Source organism: Lutibacter oricola, assembly GCF_900106565.1.
GTDB lineage: Bacteria > Bacteroidota > Bacteroidia > Flavobacteriales > Flavobacteriaceae > Lutibacter > Lutibacter oricola.
This window is the reverse complement of sequence record NZ_FNNJ01000003.1, coordinates 165,328-186,594: the sequence shown is the minus strand read 5'-3', so window position 1 is coordinate 186,594 and position 21,267 is coordinate 165,328. Positions and strand designations below refer to the sequence as shown.

The window sequence follows — 21,267 nt, the reverse complement described above, 5'->3', positions numbered from 1 at the left end:
TTTTGATTGATATTTGCTTTATAAATAATAAAGAATGAAAAAACTAATAAGTTGTATTGTTTTAGTTACTATTTTATTTTCTTGTGGAAGAAATAAATCGGGTAATATGACAGTTACAGGAACTATTGATGGATTAAAAAAAGGAACTGTTTATTTACAAAAGTTTAACGACTCTATTATAGTAAGTATCGATTCTGTTGAAGTAAACGGAGAAAGTGTTTTTACTTTAGTAGATAACGTAGATAGCCCTGAAATGTATGCGATTCAATTAGATAATTTAGAGGGTAAATCTCTTTCATTTTTTGGTGAAAAAGGTGAAATTACTATAAACACAAAACTAGACAAATTTACTACTTCAGCTAAAATTACCGGATCTAAAAACCAAGAATTGTTAGAAGAGCATAACCAAATGATTAAAAAATTTAGCGATAAGCAACTTGATTTAATCAAAGCTAGGTTTGAAGCTCACAAAGCAGATAGTTTAGATGTAGTAGCTAATATTGAAAAACAAGAAAATAGTTTAACTCGTAGAAAGTATTTATACACTGTTAATTATGCTTTAACGCATAACAAAAATGAAATTGCTCCTTTTCTTGCATTGTCACAATTAAATTATGCCAACGTAAAACTTTTAGATACCATAAATAAATCATTATCAAAAAAAATGAAAAAATCTAAATATGGTATTGAACTTAATAAGTTTATAGAACGAATAAAAGAACTTGAAAAAAAATAGCAACAATAAAATAACTTTAAAAGCAACTCACTAAGAGTTGCTTTTTTTATTTTTAATAAAAAGTGTAACATTTTTATAAGTAAGTATACCTATAATTGAAATTAAATCTAACCGTGAACAAAGAGCTTGAACATAAATTTATATCTGAGTTTCAAAAGAACCAAAATATAATACATAAAGTTTGTAGAATTTATACTACAAACCAAGACGCTCACAATGATTTATTTCAAGAAATAACCATTCAATTATGGAAAGCATATCCAAAATTTAGAGGAGACTCGAAACTTAGTACGTGGATGTATAGAATTGGCTTAAACACAGCTATTACATTATACAGAAAGTCTAAAAGAACAGTTAAAACTCAAGATTTTGACACCGTTTTACATAAAATTGAAGCAACTGATTATGATGATACTGAAGAGCAGCAACTAAAAGTTATGTACAAAGCTATTCATCAATTATCAGATATTGACAAAGCGCTTGTCTTTTTATATTTAGAAGATAAGAACTATAAAGAAATATCAGAAACAATTGGTATTTCAGAGGTAAATGCTCGTGTTAAAATGAATAGAATTAAAACACGACTTAAAAAAATATTAAATCCTTAGGTATGGACGAATTAGATTTACTGAAAAAGGACTGGAAAAAACAAGAGTCAAAATACCCTACATTAAGTTTTGACGAAATATATAAGATGATTCATAAAAGGTCATCGTCAATAGTAAAATGGATTTTTATTATTTGTATTGCTGAATTTGCTTTTTGGGCATTACTTAATTTACTTGTGCCAGATAGTTATATTGAAATTTATGAGAAATTTCATTTAAAAACATTTTTACATGTTTCACAAGTTATTCACTACATTGTAGTTGCTGTCTTTTTATATTTATTTTATAAAAATTTTAAATCAATATCTGTAATTGATAATACAAAAGTTTTAATGAAGAAGATTTTAAAAACTCGAAAAACTGTTAATTACTACATTTATTACAATATTGGACTGTATGTTATATTAACTATAATTTTTAATATAGTTATGTTTTCTAACAGTGAAATATTAATGGAGCTTGTTGACCCAGAGCACACTAAAAACGTTAACGAAGCACTTATGTTTAACATTATGTTAGTTACTCAAATAATTGTTTTTATTATAATGGTAGCCCTCTTATGCTTGTTTTACAGAGTTGTATATGGCATATTATTAAGACGATTAAAAAAGAATTATAAAGAACTAGCGTCGCTAGAGATATAAAAAAATCCGAAGCAAATGCTTCGGCTTTTTTTTTTATTGCACTAGATTCTATTATCTCCATCTAATATATCTCCAATACCACCTAAAATACTTCCTTCTCCTCTAGATTTGTTTCCAGTTCGAGGTGCTAATGCCAATACTCTTCCTGCTAAACGACTAAATGGTAACGATTGTACATAAACAGTTCCTGGCCCTTGTAAGGTAGCAAAAAACAAGCCTTCACCACCAAACACAGTATTTTTAATACCTCCAACAAATTCGATATCATAATGTACATCTTTAGTAAAACCGACCACACAACCTGTATCAACTTTTATAACCTCACCTGCTTTTAATACCTTTTTACTCATATTTCCACCTGCATGAACAAATGCTAAACCATCGCCTTCTAACTTTTGCATAATAAAACCTTCACCTCCAAATAGACCACGACCTAATTTTTTAGAAAATTCTATACCAACTGTAACACCTTTTGCAGCACATAAAAAAGCATCTTTTTGGCAAACAAACTTACCTCCTAATTCACTTAAATCTATAGGTATAATTTGCCCTGGATAAGGAGCTGCAAACGATACATGCTTTTTATTTTGACCAATATTAGAAAAAACTGTCATAAATAAGCTTTCTCCAGTTAATAATCGTTTACCTGCGGAAAAAAGCTTACCTAAAATTCCTTCTTCTTGATTAGAACCATCTCCAAAAATAGTATCCATTTTAATACCATCATCCATCATCATAAAGCTACCACTTTCTGCAACTACACCTTCTTGTGGATCTAATTCAATCTCCACATATTGCATTTCTTCACCATTAATTTTATAATCTATCTCGTGTGCATTCATAATTATTTTTTTGTTTTTAGTTTAATACCCCATTCAAATTTATATTCTGAAACTGTTTCACCTTCTTCATTTTTCCCTATAGACTTCATTGCAATAGTTTGTCCCTCACCAGTTTCTATTGTATTTTTAATTGCCTCATTTATTAACAAACCATCTTCACAAACAAAAGTAATTTTACCAACAGCTTTTTTGGTAAATGTTCCCTCATGATGTGTAACTAACATAGAAATATTTTGGTTACTCTCTTGTATTTTAGCTACAACTAAAGCTCCTGTGCTAAGCTCTGCAGCCATTGATTGTACTGCAAAATACATAGATCTAAACGGGTTTTGATTAATCCATTTATAACGAACTGTTACTTTAGCGTTTGCATCATTTAACGCTTTTAACTTAACTCCACATAAATATGCAGAAGGCAGTTTAAACATTAAATATTTATTTAATTTACTTACTGTTACTTTCATTTAGTAGTTTTTTTTAGACTACAATTTACTCAAATTTTTCAATCTTTAAAAAAGAATTATTTTGTTAATAAATTGTTAAATTACAGTACTATGTTTTGCATAATACTATTTTTTATACATATATTTGCATAGAACAATAAAAGGTTATACACTATTATGACAACAAAAACAGAATCGAACAACGCATTTTTAATACATATTTCAGCTTTTGCTAGTTATGTATTTCCTTTGGGAGGAGTTTTAATACCATTAATTTTTTGGCAATTAAAAAAAGATGAAAGTGCAAATTTAGATGCACATGGTAAACAAGCAGTAAACTTTAACTTAAGTTTTTTACTATACAATTTTGTAGTTGGTTTAAGTATTGGTTCTATTGCCTTATTTCACTTACCTAGTTTTACAGGAGTTTTTGGAGGTATATCTTTTGTAATTATTCTAGGTATTATTCGCTTTGTTTTAATATTACAGGCCGCTATTAAAGCAAATAGAAACGAATTTTTTAAATACCCACTAACTATAGAATTTATAAAGTAGCAATTAGCTTTTATAATAAAAACATCAACTTATGAAGATTGAAAATACAAAAGCACAAATGCGAAAAGGAGTTTTAGAATTCTGCATTTTATCCATTTTACAACATGGAGATGCCTATACCTCTGAAATATTATCGCAATTAAAAGATGCAAAATTATTAGTTGTTGAAGGAACTGTTTATCCTTTACTAACTAGACTAAAAAATGCAGGTTTATTAAGCTACCGTTGGGAAGAATCAACATCTGGACCACCTAGAAAATATTATGCATTAACCGAAACTGGAAAACTATTTTTAAAAGAATTAAATACAACTTGGAGCGATTTAGTACAAGCTGTAAACATTGTAACTACCAATAAACCAACTGAAAATGAATAAGACTATAAACATAAATTTAGGAGGCATCTTCTTTCATATTGATGAAATAGCATATCAAAAACTAAAACGATATTTAGATGCAATTAGAAGATCTTTAAGTGACGATCCTCAAGGTAGAGATGAAATAATTAATGACATTGAGCATAGAATTAGCGAACTACTTTCTGAAAGAGTTAAGGATGCTAGACAAGTTGTTAACGAAAGTGATATTGAAGAGGTTACCAAAATTATGGGTAAACCTGAAGATTATTTAGTTGATGAAGAAATTTTTGAAGATGAACCAATCTACAGAAAAAGAACAACTAGTAAAAAAATGTTTCGAGACGGTGAAGATAAGTTTCTTGGTGGTGTTTGCGCTGGTTTAGCTCATTATATTGGTATCCAAGATGTAATATGGATGCGTATTATATGGCTTGTAATAGCTTTTGGTTTTGGTGTTGGATTTTTAATTTATCCTTTATTATGGATACTTATTCCAGTTGCTGAAACAACTACAGAAAAGTTACAAATGAAAGGTGAACCAGTTAATATTTCTAACATTGAGAAAAAAATTCGTGAAGAATTTAACGATGTTTCTGAAAATATTAAAGATGGTGTTAACAATGTAACCGATCAAATAAAAAAAAAAGATATTCAAAATAAAGCCAAATCGGGTTTTCAAGAGTTAATAGACGTTATTGCTAAAATAATTACTGCAATATTTAATGTGTTTGGTAAATTTATTGGAGCTATACTAATTCTAATTTCTTCAGTAATGATTATAATTGGAGTGCTACTTTTACTTTCTATAGGTAGTATTGGTTTGTTCGATTTTGGCGGAGGTTTTAACGACTCTTCAGCATTTATAGATTTACCTCCATTTATGATGGACTCTGTATTACCAAGTTGGTTATTAGCTTTATTTTTATTTTTTGCGGTAGCAATACCATTTGTAGTGTTATTTTTATTAGGGTTAAAAATTTTATCTAACAATATTAAATCATTTAGCACAACCACAAAACTATCACTTTTAGGTATTTGGATAATTTCATTATTAGGTTTAGGTTTTGCCGGTTTAAACTTTGCTACACAAACTGCTCACAACGGAGTTTATAAACAAACTGAAGATTTAAACTTAGTTAGTACAGATACTTTAAATATTAAAATGATTGGTGATGAAAACCTTTCGAACAGAAAAGAATTAAGAAGACAATATAATTTTGAAACTGTTTTTGATAACGATATTAAAAAGCTGTATTCTAATAGAATTTATGTAGACATTAAATCAACTGATAACAATACGGCATTTGTAAAAATTAGAAAAGAGTCGCAAGGGTCTAATCGATTAACCGCTAATAACGATGCAGAATCAATAGAGTATGAATTTAAACTTACTGACTCTAATTTAAATTTAAACGGTTATTTTTTATCTGAATACAAAAATAAATACAAAAATCAACAAATTGATATTACGGTTTATTTACCTAAAAATTCAATTATATTTTTAGACAAGTCTACCAAAACATTTTTAAATGATATTGATAATGTACAGAACATATACGATAGAGATATGCCAAAACAATATTATAAAATGACAGAAAAAGGGCTTGAATGTTTAGACTGTAACCCAGCTATTTTTGGTGAAGATTACAAAAAAAAGCAGGATGAATTCAATTTAAAAATTGATGAAAATGGTATTAATATAAAGGTCAACGACAAAAATAAAAAAGCCGAAGTTAATATAGATGAAACTGGAATTACAATAGATTAACAATTCAGCATTAAAATTCTACAATTCATCAAATTAAATTATATAAACGTTATAACATAGCATACTTTTGAACCAACAAAACAACCTTACTATGAACACATTAACTAAAATTACAGTATTTATTACATTATTAATTCTAACTCTTTTTACAACCACATCTTGTATGGTTGAAGGATTTACAGGAATTAAAGGAAACAGAAATGTAATTTCAGAAGATAGAAGTATTTCTTCTAATTTTGAAAACATTAAAGTACAACAAGGTATTCACTTATATTTAACTCAAGGAGAAACTACAACTGTTAAAGTAGAAGCTGATGAGAATATTATGGACTTATTAGTTACCGAAGTAAACAATAACGAATTAAAAATATACTTCGACAAAAATGTGTACAAAGCTAAAGCTAGAAACGTATACTTAACAACAAGTAACATTGCGGCTATTTCAACTTCTAGCGGAGCATATGCCAAAACTGAAAATACAATTCGTTCAGAAAGCATTACGTTAAAATCTAGCAGTGGAAGTTCTATAAGAGCTACAATAGATGCTAATAATGTTGACAGCAGTTGTTCTAGTGGTGCAGATATTGATATCTTTGGAAAAACAAAAACATTTTCTGCAAAGGCAAGTAGCGGAAGCTCTATAGATGCAGACGAATTAAAATCTACGGATGCTTATGCAAAAGTAAGTAGTGGTGCAAATATAGATGTTAACGTAACTGGAAAATTAACCGCTAAAGCAAGTAGTGGTGGTGATATTGATTTTGAAGGAAACCCTTCAGAAGTTAATAAAGAAACCTCTTCAGGAGGAAGTGTATCAGGAAGCTAACTTCAATTTATATATTAAATTGTTTAAGCCAGTTCAATAATTTGAGCTGGCTTTTTTATTACTAAACCAAACAAATACGTTAAATATTGGTAAGAAAAGTAGTTTATTTGTTTTACTTAACTATTTTTGTCTCAATTGGATATAGACTAAAATAATAACTAATATATATATTATGCCCAAAACAAATAATCCGCATACTTTTCATATACCGGTTATGGGACTTTCTTTTACCTTAGATAGTCCAATAAAGGTGGCAAAGTATGGTATTTCATCTGTTATTTCAATTGTTGACGATGTCATCATTGAAAAAATGAATGAATATTATTCAAACAAATTTGAACTTCCTTTTAAAGGAATTTCAAACAAAGTTGAAGATTATAGAGCTAAGCGTATTACTTCGTATTTAAACACAGTAGATACTATAGTAAAAGACAAGTTCGAAAATCTTAAACAAAGTTTTGAAACTAAAAGTGGTGAGTTAGAGAAATATATGGAAATGCTTCCTGATTTTTCTGAGCTTAAACAAAATTTCACAAAAACTTTACATGATAACAAGTTGAAAGATGAAGTCCATAATTGGATTCACAATCACTTAACTCCTGGAAGTATTGACGTGAATATTATGACAAAACTTGACAAAGCTAATTTTAAAGGTAAAGAAAAACTAGGAACAGAATTTAATGATGCTCATGCAGCATTAAGAGGTTTTGCAAATAGTAATTTAGAATCTTCAATTATATTATCGGCCGGTATGAACCCAAGATTATATAGTTATTTTGAAGCTTTTGAAGACTTTTTTCCAAATATAGAAGGATACCTTAAAAAGAAAATAATTTTAAAAGTAAGTGACTATAGATCAGCTATTATCCAAGGTAAGTTTTTAGCTAAAAAAGGTTTATGGGTTTCTGAATATCGAATTGAATCTGGCCTAAACTGTGGTGGCCACGCTTTTGCTTCAGATGGGTACTTAATTGGCCCAATTCTAGAGGAGTTTAAAGAGAATAAGGAAGCATTAAAAACTGATGTTTTTGGAATTCTTAAAAACGCACTAGAAAGCAAAGGAAAAACGGTTCCAAACGACTTAAATTTAAGTGTAACAGTACAAGGTGGTGTTGGAAACTCTAAAGAACATGAGTTTTTATTAGACAACTACAATGTAGATTCTGTTGGTTGGGGAACACCATTTTTATTGGTTCCTGAAGCAACAACTGTTGAGCCTAATACGCTTCAAACACTTATTAAAGCTAAAGAAAAAGATTTATTCTTAAGCAATGTTTCTCCTCTTGGAGTTCCTTTTAATAGCTTAAAAGGTAGCTCTAACGATCAAATTAGAAACGCCAAAATTGCTAATGGTAAACCTGGAAGTCCTTGTCCAAAAAAATTCTTAGCATTAAGCTTAGATGAAAAAGGGATGCCTATTTGTACTGCTTCTAAAAAAATGCAATCGAAAAGAATTGAAGAATTAAAAGCAGAAAATTTAGACGAAGAAACTTACAACGAGAAATTCACTAAAATAACAGATAAAACTTGTTTATGTGAAGGTCTTGCTAATTCATCATTAATTGAATATGGTGTAGAACGTAAGGGAGAAGATCAAGGAGTAGCAATATGTCCTGGTCCAAATATGGCTTATTATACAAAAGAAGTTTCTTTAAAAGAAATGGTAGGTCACATTTACGGTAAAAATAATGTTATTGAAGTAACGCATAGACCACATATGTTTATTAAAGAATTATCTATGTATGTAGATTATTTTTCTAATAAAGTTAATGAGTTTAAAGATACTTTAACATTTAAAAATGAAAAATACTTAAAGACTTTTAAAACTAATTTAAATAATGGTATAGCGTACTATGAAAACATGTTTTCATCTACTAAAGACTATTTCGAAATTAACAATAAAGTGTTACTAACAGAACTTGAAAAATTGAAAAGTGATCTTTTCGAAATTAAAGTTCCTGTTTTTGAAAAGGTATAAAACTAAAAAACACTGCTCTCGGGCAGTGTTTTTTTTTTATTTTAATAATATCTATTTGCTATTCATCCTCTCCACAATGAAAGTTGGCAAGCGTTTTATTTTCCAATATTTTTAATGTGCTATCTCTAACTTCAGCCATTAATCTATTTAAGCTACATTTTGCTTCAGTTTTACAATCATCACATTTTTCATAGTAATTTAAACTAACACAAGGTAACATTGCTATAGGACCTTCTAAAACTCTAATAACTGAAGAAATTTTAATCTCGGTTGGACATTTCAATAAAAAATATCCACCACCTTTACCCTTCTTAGAACCAAGAAAATCATTTTTTTTAAGTATTAATAAAATACTCTCTAAAAACTTTTTTGAAATATTCTCAGATTCAGAAATTTCTGATATTAATACAGGTTTATTAGGTTCTTGTTTTGCCAAATAGCTTAATGCCTTAAGGCCGTATTTTGTTTTCTTTGATAGCATATATAAAAGTACTAAATTCTATATGATTTTTAATTCTTTTGAAGAAAAACTTCTGCAATCATACACCTTGCACTACCACCACCACAAGTTTCAATAGTATCTAACGGACTTGAAACAATTTTACAATGCTTATTTATCTTGTTTAATTGATCTTTATTTAAACTATCAAAAGCAGCTTGAGACATTACCATATATGGTTCATTATTTGCTCCCAAAAGTTGTAACATATTACCTGCAAAACAATTAACCTGCTTTTCAGAAATAGCTATAACCTCTTTACCATCTTCTTTTAAATGTTTAACAATGTTTTTTCTTTCTTTCTTATCATCTATACTATCCAAGCAAATAACAGCAAAATTTTCAGCTAAAGCCATCATAACATTTGTATGATATATAGGTAAACGCTTGTCTCCAACTGTTTGGTTCGAAATAAATGAAACTGGCGAATATTCAAAATCTTCACAAAATTCAATAAATAAATCTTCATCTGCTCTTGGAGACAATGCACAGTAAGCTTTTTTATTAACTCTATCTAATAACAAACTTCCTGTTCCTTCTAAAAATAGTTCTTCTTCTTCCGCAGAAGTATAATCTACAAAATTATCTATCTGAAAACCGTTTTCTTCTAGCGTTTCAAAAACATCTTCCCTTCTTTCAAGCCTTCTATTCTCAGCAAACATTGGGTAAATACCTACAGTACCATCTGCGTGAAAACTCATCCAGTTATTTGGAAAAATAGAATCTGGCGTATCATTTTCCTTAGTGTCATTTACAACAACTACATTAACTCCAACACTTCTAAGTTTTTCTACAAAAGCATCAAACTCTTGCAATGCCTTAAACTGAATAGTTTCTGGATTAAGGTTTTCTAACTCTTTTTGGTAATAATTATTTACAGCTGTTTGTTCATTCATTCTAAATGAAACAGGACGAACCATTAAAATATTATTTGTTATTTGTTTCATATTAATCTCTTATTAAAGGTAAAGTTGAACAACGTAATAATCCCTCTTGTTTAGCTATTTCGGCATATGGTACTTCTTCAACAGTTAAACCACATTCTCTTAGCCAATTATTAAGACGAGTAAAGTTTTTTTCTGAAACAACTACTTCTTCAGAAATTGAAAACACATTAGAAAACATATAATACATTTCATCTTTGCTTATATGAAACAAGTTTTCTTTCCCAAACAAATTTACTAGGTAATTATAGTCTTGCTCACTTGTAAAACCTTCTTTATGAATTATAGCTTTATCTTTTCCTACTGGTTGAAAACAACAGTCTAAATGCAAGGCATTATCACGAGCTACGGTATTTGATTTTGATAAATCGAACTCTTTAACTATTTTATTTGGAAATAAATTTCTAATAAATTCAACTCCTTTCATATTAGTTCTTGCCGTAATAATATCTGAGTAATCTTTACCTTTATAAGTACCAATAAAAATATAGTCGTTCCATAACATTACATCACCACCTTCAAAATGAACATCGTCAGTTGTTGAAATAATATTTTCTGGTGAAATTTCATCAATAATATATTGAATAGCATCAATTTCCTTTTCTCTATCTGGTAAAATATTAGATTTTATTAGCTTATCACCAATTACAAATGCAATATCCCTAGCAAAAATTTGATTACAATCTTCAATAACTTCTGGCCTATAGACCTTTACACTATGCTTTTCAAAAACTTTAGCTAAAGCTTCCATTTCTAAAACCATATCTTTCTCTAAAGGATACGTTCCTGCTTTTATATGTTCTATAGATTTTGGATCGTAAGCCTCTTCAATAGTTGGTGTAGATCCATTACTAATAGCTGTTCCTAACACCACTGCTCTTAAGCGTGAGGTTTCATTATGAACATTTAGTTTTATCATATTTTTAAAATTAGGGGTCTAAAATATAAAAACCTCGTAAATTAATACGAGGTTTTTATATTCTATTTATATACTATTTTATCTATCTTTTTTCTACGTCAACAAAAGGTCTTTCAGTAGCTCCAACATAAACTTGTCTTGGTCTTCCGATAGGTTCTTTGTTTAATCTCATTTCTCTCCATTGAGCAATCCAACCTGGTAAACGACCAATTGCAAACATAACTGTAAACATTGGAATTGGAATACCTAATGCACGGTAAATAATTCCAGAATAGAAATCTACATTTGGATATAAGTTTCTAGATTTAAAGTATTCATCGTTTAGAGCAACATCAGCTAAACCTCTAGCAATATCTAATACTGGATCTTCAATTCCTAAATCAGCTAAAACTTCATCTGCAGCAACTTTAATTATTTTTGCTCTTGGATCAAAGTTTTTATAAACTCTATGCCCAAATCCCATTAAACGGAAAGGATCATTTTTATCTTTTGCTTTTTCAATATATTTTTCATATCCACCACCATCTTCTTTAATAGCTTCAAGCATTTCAATTACAGCTTGATTAGCACCACCATGTAATGGTCCCCATAAAGCAGAAATACCTGCAGATATAGACGCAAATAAACCAGCGTGAGATGAACCTGCAACTCTAACTGTAGAAGTTGAACAGTTTTGTTCGTGATCTGCGTGTAATATTAATAACTTGTCTAAAGCTTCAACAATCACAGGATTTGATTTATATTCTTCATTTGGTAAATCAAACATCATTTTTAAGAAGTTCTCAACATAACCTAATGAACTATCACCATATTCTAATGGCAATCCTTCTTCTTTTCTGTATGCCCAAGAAGCAAGTACAGGTAATTTAGCCAAAATTTTAACAACAGCATCGTACATTTCTTCTTCAGAATCAACATTTACACTTTTAGCATTAAAAGCTGTTAATGCACTAGTTAAAGCTGAAACAACACCCATTGGATGAGCTGTTTTTGGGAAACCATCTAAAATTTTCTTTACATCAGTATCAACTAAAGATTGTTTTTGAATATCTCTATGAAATTTGTCGTTTTGTGCCTTTGTAGGTAACTCTCCAAAAATCAATAAATAAGATACTTCTAAAAAATCAGCTTTTTCAGCAAGTTCTTCTATTGCATACCCTCTATAACGTAGAATACCTTTTTCTCCGTCTAAGAAAGTAATTGCACTTTTACAAGAGCTTGTATTTTTAAATCCTGCATCGATAGTTGTAACACCACCTGTAACAGACCTTAAAGTACTAATATCAATGGCTACTTCATTTTCAGATCCTTTTACTACAGGAAATTCATATTTTTTACCATCAATTTCTAATATTGCTGTTTTTGACATAGTTTAAATGTATATTTTTGATTGTTAATTATTATTTATAGCTATAGCGAATTTAATCAAAATTAACCTTATTTAAAAAGAAATTACCTTTTCATTTGCTAATTAGCTATATATTATTATAAAAGCAAAAAAGCCGAGTAAAAACTCGGCTTTTAAAAAAAATATATAGTTATTTTTTATAAAACTTTAAAAGCTTTTTCTTGAGGGTAGTAAGCAACGCTTCCTAATTCTTCCTCAATTCTTAATAATTGGTTGTATTTCGCCATTCTATCAGAACGAGAAGCTGAACCAGTCTTAATTTGACCACAGTTTAATGCAACAGCTAAATCAGCAATTGTATTATCTTCTGTTTCACCAGAACGGTGAGACATTACAGAAGTATAACCTGCATTATGAGCCATATTTACAGCTGCAATAGTTTCAGTTAAAGAACCAATTTGGTTTACTTTAATTAAAATTGAGTTAGCAATACCTTCTTCAATACCTTTTGCTAAACGCTCAACATTAGTTACAAATAAATCATCTCCAACTAATTGTACTTTATCTCCAATTAACTCAGTAAGGTATTTAGTACCTTCCCAGTCATTTTCGTCCATACCATCTTCAATAGAAATAATTGGGTACTTAGCAGATAATTCAGCTAAATATTCAGCTTGTTCTTTTGAAGATCTTTTTACACCTTTATCTCCTTCGAATAAAGTATAATCGTATACACCATCTTTAAAGAATTCAGCAGAAGCACAGTCTAAAGCTAATTTAACTTCATCACCTGGCTTGTAACCTGCATTTTCAATTGCTTTTAATACAGTTTCAATAGCGTCTTCAGTTCCATCAAAAGTTGGAGCAAATCCACCTTCATCACCAACAGCAGTACTTAAACCACGACCGTGAATTAAAGATTTTAAGTTATGAAATATTTCACTACCCATTTTTAAAGCTTCAGTGAAGTTTTTAGCAGCAATAGGCATAATCATAAACTCTTGGAATGCAATAGGAGCATCAGAGTGAGATCCACCATTAATTATGTTCATCATTGGAACTGGTAAAGTGTTTCCACTTACACCACCAACGTAACGGTATAACGGCATTTCTAATTCGTTAGCAGCAGCTTTTGCAGCAGCTAAAGAAACACCTAAAATTGCGTTAGCACCTAATTTAGATTTGTTTTTAGTACCATCTAATTCAATCATAGTTTGATCGATTAAATTTTGTTCAAAAACAGACATTCCAACTAATTCTTCAGCGATAATTTCGTTAACGTTTTTAACAGCAGTTAAAACACCTTTACCCATATAATCACTTCCTCCATCACGTAACTCTACAGCTTCGTGCTCTCCAGTTGAAGCTCCTGATGGTACAGCAGCTCTACCCATAACACCATTTTCTGTTACTACATCCACTTCTACAGTTGGATTTCCTCTTGAATCGAATATTTGACGTGCGTGAACACCTAAAATCATACTCATATTTCTATGTTTTTTATTGTTAATTTTCTTCCTCAAATTTACGAATTAAAGCACAAATTAGTATTAAATAATTGCTAAATAATGCGATAACGTTTTCGCTTTAATTCTTCAAATAAAAAACCACTAACTCAATGAATTAGTGGTTCTTATATTATTTTTTAGACTTTGCTATATTCTCTATGAATTGATCAAAAAGATATGATGAATCATGTGGTCCTGGACTAGCTTCTGGGTGGTATTGTACTGAGAAACAATTCTTGTTTTTTATACGCATACCTGCTAATGTATCATCATTTAAGTGTACATGTGTCATTTCTAATTCTGGATGATTCTCAACATCTTCACGTTTTACAACAAAACCATGATTTTGCGATGTTACTTCACCTTTACCAGAAATTAAGTTTTTTACTGGATGATTAATTCCTCTATGCCCATTATGCATTTTATATGTTGAAATACCATTAGCTAAAGCAATTACTTGATGCCCTAAACAAATTCCAAACATAGGTATATTATTTTGCAATACTTTTTTTGCAACTTCTTGAGCTTCTTTTAATGGTGTTGGATCTCCAGGACCATTAGATAAGAAAAAACCATCAGGTTTAAACTCATTCATTGTTTCAAAACTTGTATTATAAGGGAACACCTTTATATAACAACCTCTTTTGGCTAAGTTTCTTAAAATATTTTTCTTAATACCAATATCTAAAGCAGATATTTTATATTGAGCTGTTTCTTCTCCAAAGAAATAAGGTTCTTTGGTAGAAACTTTAGAAGCTAATTCTAACCCTTCCATTTGTGGAACTTCACTTAATTGCTTCTTTAAATCTTCAATATCTGTATTTGTAGAAATTACAGCATTCATAGCTCCTTTATCTCTAATATAACGTACAACAGCACGTGTATCAATATCAGAAATTGCCATTACATTTTCCTTTTCAAAATAATTTTCTAAAGAACCACTTGAATCTTCTCTAGAATAATTAAAACTGAAATTTTTACATACTAGACCTGATATTTTTATTGAATCAGATTCTACTTCGTTATCATTAACACCATAATTACCAATGTGTGCATTAGTTGTTAACATTAATTGTCCAAAGTAAGAAGGATCTGTAAAAACTTCCTGATATCCTGTCATACCAGTATTATAACAAATTTCTCCAAATGCAGTTCCGTCTCTTCCTATTGATTTTCCTTCGAAAATCGTTCCATCAGCTAATAATAATATAGCTTTTTTACGTTGATTGTATTTCATTAGTTGTAATTGACTTTTTTCTAAAATTCAAATATAAAAAAAAGGATAAACTAAAAATAGTTTATCCTTTTAATATTATTAACGAGTTATCATTAATTATCTTCTTTTTTTTCTTCAACTGCTTCTACAGTTTCAGCAACAGCTTCAGCTTTCTTAGATCTACCTCTACGAGTAGATTTCTTTTTCTTCTTACTGTTAGGGTTGTATATCTCGTTGTAATCAACTAATTCAACCATAGCCATAGGAGCATTATCTCCTTGACGGTTACCTAATTTAATTATACGAACATAACCACCTGGTCTATCTGCTACTTTTACAGAAACTTCTTTAAATAATTCTGTAACAGAATATTTGTTTCTTAAATAACTAAATACTACTCTACGGTTATGAGTTGTATCGTTTTTAGATTTAGTAATTAAAGGCTCAACAAACTGACGTAAAGCTTTTGCTTTTGCAACAGTTGTATTAATACGCTTGTGCTCGATTAAAGAACAAGCCATATTAGCTAACATAGCTTTTCTATGTGCTGTTTGTCTACCTAAGTGATTGAATTTTTTTCCGTGTCTCATGACCTTCGTTTTTATCTTTCATCTTGCATCAACCCATTTTGAGGAGCAAAAATGAAAGTTTATTAATCTTTATCTAATTTATACTTACTTAAATCCATTCCAAAACTTAATCCTTTGTTGTGAACTAGCTCATCTAATTCAGTTAAAGATTTTTTACCAAAGTTTCTAAACTTCATTAAATCATTTTTATTAAATGATACTAAGTCTCCTAAAGTATCAACTTCTGCTGCTTTTAAACAATTAAGTGCTCTTACAGATAAATCCATATCCACTAACTTAGTTTTAAGTAACTGACGCATATGTAAAGATTCTTCATCATAAGTTTCAGTTTGTGCTATTTCGTCTGCTTCTAGCGTAATACGCTCGTCAGAGAATAACATAAAGTGGTGAATTAATATTTTAGCAGCTTCTGTTAACGCATCTTTAGGCGAAATAGAACCATCACTAACTATGTCAAACACAAGTTTTTCATAATCTGTTTTTTGTTCTACACGGAAATTTTCAACAGCGTATTTTACATTCTTAATAGGTGTAAAAATTGAATCTGTAAAAATTGTACCTAAAGCTACTCCAGATTTTTTATTTTCTTCAGCAGGAACAAACCCTCTTCCTTTTTCAATTGTAATTTCGAAATCTAATGAAACAGATTTTTCCATATTACAAATTACAAGGTCGTGGTTTAAAACTTGAAAACCAGAAATAAACTTTTGTAAATCACCAGCAGTTAGTTGCTCTTGATTTGAAATAGAAATATTTACTGTTTCTCTGTCTGAATCCTCTATTTGTTTTTTAAAACGTACTTGTTTTAAATTTAAAATAATTTCAGTAACATCTTCTACAACACCTTCAACAGTAGAGAACTCATGTTCTATACCTTCGATACGAAGTGATGTTATTGCGAACCCTTCAAGAGAAGATAATAATACTCTTCTTAAAGCATTACCAATAGTTAAACCAAATCCTGGTTCTAAAGGTCTAAATTCGAATCTACCCTCAAAATCAGTAGAGTCAATCATTATTACCTTATCGGGTTTTTGAAAATTTAAAATTGCCATTTTGTTTTCTTCGTTTTAATTGTTATTTGGTTGCGCGAAATTTAAGTTTGAAGATGTCTTAAAAATCCTTTGGCCAAATAACAATATGATTATTTATTATTTAGAGTATAATTCTACAATTAATTGCTCCTTAATATTTTCTGGAATTTGAAGTCTTTCTGGAACACTTACAAAGTTTCCTTCTAATTTATCTGAATTCCAAGAAATCCATTCATAAACTTCACTTCTATTTGCTAAAGAATCTTCAATAGTAGATAAAGATTTAGATTTTTCTCTTACAGCAACAACATCACCAGCTTTTAAAGAGTAAGATGGTATGTTAACTAACTCTCCATTTACAGTAATATGACGGTGAGAAACTAACTGACGCGCAGCTCTACGACTAGGTGCAATACCCATTCTAAAAACTACATTGTCTAATCTAGATTCACAAAGTTGTAATAAAATCTCACCAGTTACTCCAGTTGAAGCAGATGCTTTTTTAAATAAGTTTGAGAACTGCTTTTCTAAAATACCATAAGTATATTTAGCTTTTTGCTTTTCTTGTAATTGAACAGCGTATTCAGATTTTTTTCCTCTACGTCTGTTGTTACCATGTTGTCCTGGAGGATAATTTCTTTTTTCGAAAGACTTATCATCTCCAAAAATTGCTTCACCAAATTTACGAGCAATTTTAGTTTGTGGTCCTGTATATCTTGCCATTTTGTTTTAATTAATGATAGGGATTATGAATTAAGGCTTAATCCTTCGATAATCAAATTCCTATCTGTTTAAAATTTATTTAATTATACTCTTCTTCTTTTTGGAGGTCTACATCCATTATGTGGTAATGGAGTAACATCGATAATTTCAGTAACTTCAATTCCAATATTATGAATTGATCTAATTGCTGATTCTCTACCGTTTCCAGGTCCTTTTACATAAACCTTTACTTTTCTCATACCTGCTTCATGTGCAACTCTTGCACAATCTTCTGCAGCTAATTGAGCAGCATAAGGAGTATTCTTTTTAGAACCTCTAAATCCCATTTTCCCAGCTGAAGACCAAGAAATAACATCACCTTTTTTATTTGTTAGTGATATAATAATATTGTTGAATGAAGCTGTGATGTGTGCTTCACCAACTGCCTCAACAATAACTTTACGTTTTTTTGAACTTGCTTTCGCCATAATCTTAGTTATTATTTAGTTGCTTTTTTCTTGTTAGCTACAGTTTTACGTTTACCTTTTCTAGTTCTAGAGTTATTTTTAGTTCTCTGACCTCTTAAAGGCAATCCTGATCTGTGACGAATTCCACGGTAACATCCAATATCCATTAAACGTTTAACGTTTAATTGAATTTCTGAACGTAATTCACCTTCAATAGTAAACTCACCTACTTGTTCACGAATATCGTGAATCTCTTGGTCAGTCCAGTCTTGAACTTTAGTGCTTTCCTCAACTTTCGCTGCAGCTAAAACTTCTTTAGCTCTGCTTTTTCCAATTCCAAAAATATATGTTAAGGCAATAACACCTCGTTTATTTTTAGGAATATCAATACCTGCTATTCTTGCCATAATTATCCTTGTCTTTGTTTAAATCTAGGATTCTTTTTATTGATTACATATAATCTGCCTTTTCTACGCACAATTTTGCACTCGGCACTTCTCTTTTTTACTGATGCTCTAACTTTCATCCGTTTATACTTTAATATCTGTAAGTAATTCTTGCTTTTGTTAAATCGTACGGACTCATTTCTAACTTTACTTTATCACCAGGTAATAATTTAATATAATGCATACGCATTTTTCCTGAGATATGAGCCGTTACAATATGTCCGTTCTCCAACTCTACTCGAAACATTGCATTAGACAAAGCTTCTGTAATAGTTCCATCTTGTTGTATTGCTGGTTGTTTTGCCATTACGCTATTGATTTTCTTTTAGTTCCTTTTTTCATTAAACCATCGTAATGACGATTTAACAAGTGTGAATTTATCTGTTGTATAGTATCGATTGCAACTCCAACCATAATCAACAATGATGTACCACCGTAAAATAATGCCCAAGATTGAGTTAAACCAAGTTTAACTACAAATGCTGGTAAAATTGCTACTAGTGCTAAAAATAACGACCCTGGGAAAGTTATAAGAGATAAAACTCTATCTAACATATCCGCTGTATCTTTTCCTGGTCTAATTCCAGGAACAAATCCACCGCTTCTTTTTAAATCATCTGCCATTTTATTGGTAGGTATTGTAATTGCCGTGTAAAAATAGCTAAAAACTATGATTAAAAATGCAAATAATACATTATACCATAAACCAAACATATCTTGAAACTCAATTCCTATTGTTTTAATAGTGTCATTATTAGATCTAGCTAATAAAGCAGGTGCAAACATAATTGCTTGAGCAAATATAATTGGCATTACACCTGATGAATTTAATTTCAAAGGAAGGTAATCTCTTACACCTGTAACATTTTTAATGTTACCTGCAACAGTTTTTCTAGCGTATTGTACAGCAATTTTTCTTACAGCCGTTACTAAATAAACACATACCAATATTACTAATAACCATAAAATAATTTCTACTAAAATCATAAACAGTCCACCATTCGAAGATTCAAGCTTTGCAGCAAGTTCTTGTAAAAATGATGACGGGAAACGTGCAATAATACCAATCATAATTAATAATGAAATACCATTACCAATTCCTTTATCAGTTATTTTTTCACCTAACCACATAGCAAATATTGTACCTGCTGTTAAAATTACCATAGATGTTATCCAAAACATTGTTCCACTAATGTAAAATGCAGAAGTAGGAATTATTTGATAAATGTTAGTAATATAAGCAGGTCCTTGAACCATAGTAATTGCAATTGTTAACCAACGCGTTATTTGTGTGATTCTTTTTCTACCGCTTTCCCCTTCTTTTTGCAGTTTTTGCAAATAAGGTACAGCAATTGTCATTAATTGAACAACAATTGATGCAGATATATAAGGCATAATACCTAATGCTACAACTGATGCTTTAGCAAAAGCACCACCTGTAAACATATCTAATAAGCCCAAAATACCACCTTCACCAGTTTGACTTTTTAATGCAGCTTGAGCTGCAGTAATATCAATACCTGGAAGAGGCACTTGTGCCGCAAAACGATAAATTGCCATAAAACCAAGTGTCAATAAAATCTTATTTCTAAGCTCCTCTATTGTCCAAATATCTTTTATGGTTTGAATAAACTTTTTCATCTATAAATTATTATAAAGTTTCTGCTGTTCCTCCAGCGTTTTCAATTGCAGCTTTAGCCGTAGCAGTATATTTATGTACTGTTACATTTAATTTAGCTTTTAACTCTCCATTACCTAGTATTTTCACTAGTTCATTTCTACGAGCTAAACGGTTTTCAATTAAAACGTCTAATGTTATAGTGTCAGTCACTTTATTGTTATCTACTAACTCTTGAAGTTTATGCAAGTTTACACCTGCATATTCTTTACGGTTAATATTAGTGAATCCAAATTTTGGAACACGTCTCTGTAAAGGCATTTGACCACCTTCAAAACCTACTTTTCTAGAATATCCAGAACGAGATTTAGCACCTTTATGACCTCTTGTAGCAGTACCTCCTTTTCCTGAACCTTGTCCTCTACCTATACGCTTACCTTGAGTCTTAACTGAACCTTTTGCTGGTCTTAAGTTATTTAATGTCATCTCTTATAAAATGTTATTTAACTTCTTCAACAGAAATTAAGTGTTTAACTTTATTTACCATACCAAGGATAGTAGGAGTAGCATCATGCTCAACTACTTGGTCTATTTTACGTAATCCAAGAGCCTCTAAAGTTCTTTTCTGATTTTGAGGTCTTCTTATTTTACTTTTAACTTGTGTTACTCTAATTTTTGCCATCGTATCCTTTTTTATCCTTTAAATACTTTTTCTAAAGAAATACCTCTCTCCTTAGCAACCATACTAGCACTTCTTAATTGTAATAAAGCATCAAAAGTTGCTTTAACTACATTATGAGGGTTAGATGATCCTTGAGACTTTGAAAGTACATCATGTACACCAACTGAGTCTAGTACCGCACGTACCGCACCACCGGCGATAACCCCTGTACCATGAGAAGCTGGTTTTAAAAATACTCTTGCTCCACCAAATTTACCTTTTTGTTCGTGAGGTAATGTTTGGTTAATAATTGGAATTCTAACTAAATTCTTTTTTGCATCTTCAATTGCTTTAGCAATTGCAGAAGCTACATCTTTAGATTTACCTAATCCTTGGCCTACAACTCCATTACCGTCTCCAACTACAACAATAGCTGAAAAACCAAAGGCTCTACCACCCTTAGTTACTTTGGTAACTCTTTGTACTCCTACTAAATGATCTTGTAGTTCTAACCCACTAGGTTTTACTCTTTCTACGTTACTGTATTTGTGATACAT

General features: G+C 30.2%; 27 protein-coding genes. 8 read left to right on the top strand and 19 right to left on the bottom strand.

Annotated features, from left to right (window positions below):
* Positions 1-34: 34 nt before the first annotated feature.
* The 3 genes from BLU40_RS08540 (at position 35) to BLU40_RS08530 (ending at position 1,988) form a co-directional block, all read left to right on the top strand.
* The gene (locus BLU40_RS08540) at positions 35-736 is read left to right on the top strand and encodes a DUF4369 domain-containing protein (protein ID WP_090122364.1); all 702 of its coding nucleotides are present in this window, start codon (positions 35-37) and stop codon (positions 734-736) included.
* 113 nt (positions 737-849) lie between these two features.
* Positions 850-1,344 (top strand): RNA polymerase sigma factor, encoded by a 495-nt coding sequence (locus tag BLU40_RS08535; RefSeq protein ID WP_090122714.1) that lies wholly within the window; start codon positions 850-852, stop codon positions 1,342-1,344.
* A 2-nt stretch (positions 1,345-1,346) separates the two neighbouring features.
* Positions 1,347-1,988 (top strand): hypothetical protein, encoded by a 642-nt coding sequence (locus tag BLU40_RS08530; RefSeq protein ID WP_090122361.1) that lies wholly within the window; start codon positions 1,347-1,349, stop codon positions 1,986-1,988.
* A gap of 41 nt (positions 1,989-2,029) precedes the next feature.
* On the opposite strand, the gene BLU40_RS08525 is transcribed toward BLU40_RS08530, so the two are convergent.
* Together BLU40_RS08525 and BLU40_RS08520 are read right to left on the bottom strand one after the other, a co-directional pair.
* Positions 2,030-2,830 (bottom strand): TIGR00266 family protein, encoded by an 801-nt coding sequence (locus BLU40_RS08525; RefSeq protein ID WP_090122358.1) that lies wholly within the window; start codon positions 2,828-2,830, stop codon positions 2,030-2,032.
* A 2-nt stretch (positions 2,831-2,832) separates the two neighbouring features.
* On the bottom strand, positions 2,833-3,294 hold the full coding sequence (locus BLU40_RS08520; protein WP_090122356.1) for a DUF4442 domain-containing protein: 462 nt from the start codon (positions 3,292-3,294) through the stop codon (positions 2,833-2,835).
* 156 nt (positions 3,295-3,450) lie between these two features.
* Between BLU40_RS08520 and BLU40_RS08515 the strand changes: the two genes are divergently transcribed.
* The 5 genes from BLU40_RS08515 to BLU40_RS08495 all read left to right on the top strand — a co-directional run bounded on the left by BLU40_RS08515 (position 3,451) and on the right by BLU40_RS08495 (position 8,758).
* Positions 3,451-3,828: a DUF4870 domain-containing protein gene (locus tag BLU40_RS08515; RefSeq protein ID WP_090122354.1), complete on the top strand. Its 378-nt coding sequence runs from the start codon at positions 3,451-3,453 to the stop codon at positions 3,826-3,828.
* A gap of 31 nt (positions 3,829-3,859) precedes the next feature.
* Entirely contained in the window at positions 3,860-4,204 is a 345-nt protein-coding gene (locus BLU40_RS08510; protein WP_090122353.1) for a PadR family transcriptional regulator, read from the top strand.
* The gene (locus BLU40_RS08505; RefSeq protein ID WP_090122351.1) at positions 4,197-5,954 is read left to right on the top strand and encodes a PspC domain-containing protein; all 1,758 of its coding nucleotides are present in this window, start codon (positions 4,197-4,199) and stop codon (positions 5,952-5,954) included. Before BLU40_RS08510 ends, BLU40_RS08505 begins: the two co-directional genes overlap by 8 nt.
* 91 nt (positions 5,955-6,045) lie before the next feature.
* On the top strand, positions 6,046-6,780 hold the full coding sequence (locus BLU40_RS08500) for a head GIN domain-containing protein (RefSeq protein WP_090122349.1): 735 nt from the start codon (positions 6,046-6,048) through the stop codon (positions 6,778-6,780).
* A gap of 172 nt (positions 6,781-6,952) precedes the next feature.
* Positions 6,953-8,758 carry a hypothetical protein gene (locus tag BLU40_RS08495; protein WP_090122347.1) on the top strand — a complete coding sequence of 602 codons (1,806 nt, stop codon included), beginning with the start codon at positions 6,953-6,955 and terminating at the stop codon, positions 8,756-8,758.
* A 58-nt stretch (positions 8,759-8,816) separates the two neighbouring features.
* On the opposite strand, the gene BLU40_RS08490 is transcribed toward BLU40_RS08495, so the two are convergent.
* The 17 genes from BLU40_RS08490 to rpsE form a co-directional block, all read right to left on the bottom strand.
* Positions 8,817-9,239, bottom strand: coding sequence for an RrF2 family transcriptional regulator (locus BLU40_RS08490; RefSeq protein ID WP_090122345.1), 423 nt, complete (start codon positions 9,237-9,239; stop codon positions 8,817-8,819).
* A 29-nt stretch (positions 9,240-9,268) separates the two neighbouring features.
* A complete protein-coding gene (ctlX, locus tag BLU40_RS08485) occupies positions 9,269-10,204 on the bottom strand; it encodes a citrulline utilization hydrolase CtlX (RefSeq protein WP_090122344.1) in 936 nt (311 codons plus the stop codon).
* A 1-nt stretch (position 10,205) separates the two neighbouring features.
* A complete protein-coding gene (locus BLU40_RS08480; RefSeq protein WP_090122342.1) occupies positions 10,206-11,120 on the bottom strand; it encodes a dimethylarginine dimethylaminohydrolase family protein in 915 nt (304 codons plus the stop codon).
* Positions 11,121-11,202: 82 nt separating this feature from the next.
* Positions 11,203-12,489 carry a citrate synthase gene (locus BLU40_RS08475; protein WP_090122339.1) on the bottom strand — a complete coding sequence of 429 codons (1,287 nt, stop codon included), beginning with the start codon at positions 12,487-12,489 and terminating at the stop codon, positions 11,203-11,205.
* Between the two features lie 176 nt (positions 12,490-12,665).
* Entirely contained in the window at positions 12,666-13,955 is a 1,290-nt protein-coding gene (gene eno / locus BLU40_RS08470; RefSeq protein WP_090122335.1) for a phosphopyruvate hydratase, read from the bottom strand.
* A gap of 151 nt (positions 13,956-14,106) precedes the next feature.
* Positions 14,107-15,213: a glutamine-hydrolyzing carbamoyl-phosphate synthase small subunit gene (carA, locus tag BLU40_RS08465; RefSeq protein WP_090122331.1), complete on the bottom strand. Its 1,107-nt coding sequence runs from the start codon at positions 15,211-15,213 to the stop codon at positions 14,107-14,109.
* Positions 15,214-15,305: 92 nt separating this feature from the next.
* Positions 15,306-15,782, bottom strand: coding sequence for a 50S ribosomal protein L17 (gene rplQ, locus BLU40_RS08460; protein ID WP_090122327.1), 477 nt, complete (start codon positions 15,780-15,782; stop codon positions 15,306-15,308).
* Between the two features lie 62 nt (positions 15,783-15,844).
* Positions 15,845-16,837 (bottom strand): DNA-directed RNA polymerase subunit alpha, encoded by a 993-nt coding sequence (locus tag BLU40_RS08455; protein ID WP_090122324.1) that lies wholly within the window; start codon positions 16,835-16,837, stop codon positions 15,845-15,847.
* 96 nt (positions 16,838-16,933) lie between these two features.
* Complete coding sequence (rpsD, locus tag BLU40_RS08450; RefSeq protein ID WP_090122320.1) at positions 16,934-17,539, bottom strand: 30S ribosomal protein S4; 606 nt, start codon at positions 17,537-17,539, stop codon at positions 16,934-16,936.
* 83 nt (positions 17,540-17,622) lie between these two features.
* Positions 17,623-18,006 carry a 30S ribosomal protein S11 gene (gene rpsK, locus BLU40_RS08445; protein WP_090122318.1) on the bottom strand — a complete coding sequence of 128 codons (384 nt, stop codon included), beginning with the start codon at positions 18,004-18,006 and terminating at the stop codon, positions 17,623-17,625.
* Between the two features lie 11 nt (positions 18,007-18,017).
* A complete protein-coding gene (rpsM, locus tag BLU40_RS08440) occupies positions 18,018-18,392 on the bottom strand; it encodes a 30S ribosomal protein S13 (RefSeq protein WP_090122314.1) in 375 nt (124 codons plus the stop codon).
* Positions 18,393-18,394: 2 nt separating this feature from the next.
* Positions 18,395-18,511, bottom strand: coding sequence for a type B 50S ribosomal protein L36 (ykgO, locus tag BLU40_RS08435; protein WP_073370549.1), 117 nt, complete (start codon positions 18,509-18,511; stop codon positions 18,395-18,397).
* Positions 18,512-18,522: 11 nt separating this feature from the next.
* A complete protein-coding gene (gene infA / locus BLU40_RS08430) occupies positions 18,523-18,738 on the bottom strand; it encodes a translation initiation factor IF-1 (RefSeq protein WP_068206835.1) in 216 nt (71 codons plus the stop codon).
* Entirely contained in the window at positions 18,738-20,072 is a 1,335-nt protein-coding gene (gene secY / locus BLU40_RS08425; protein WP_090122311.1) for a preprotein translocase subunit SecY, read from the bottom strand. The genes infA and secY overlap by 1 nt, the downstream gene beginning before the upstream one ends.
* A gap of 10 nt (positions 20,073-20,082) precedes the next feature.
* Positions 20,083-20,535, bottom strand: a complete 453-nt coding sequence (gene rplO / locus BLU40_RS08420) for a 50S ribosomal protein L15 (RefSeq protein ID WP_090122308.1) — start codon at positions 20,533-20,535, stop codon at positions 20,083-20,085.
* Between the two features lie 13 nt (positions 20,536-20,548).
* Complete coding sequence (gene rpmD / locus BLU40_RS08415) at positions 20,549-20,731, bottom strand: 50S ribosomal protein L30 (protein ID WP_090122305.1); 183 nt, start codon at positions 20,729-20,731, stop codon at positions 20,549-20,551.
* 11 nt (positions 20,732-20,742) lie between these two features.
* Positions 20,743-21,267, bottom strand: a complete 525-nt coding sequence (gene rpsE / locus BLU40_RS08410) for a 30S ribosomal protein S5 (protein ID WP_090122303.1) — start codon at positions 21,265-21,267, stop codon at positions 20,743-20,745.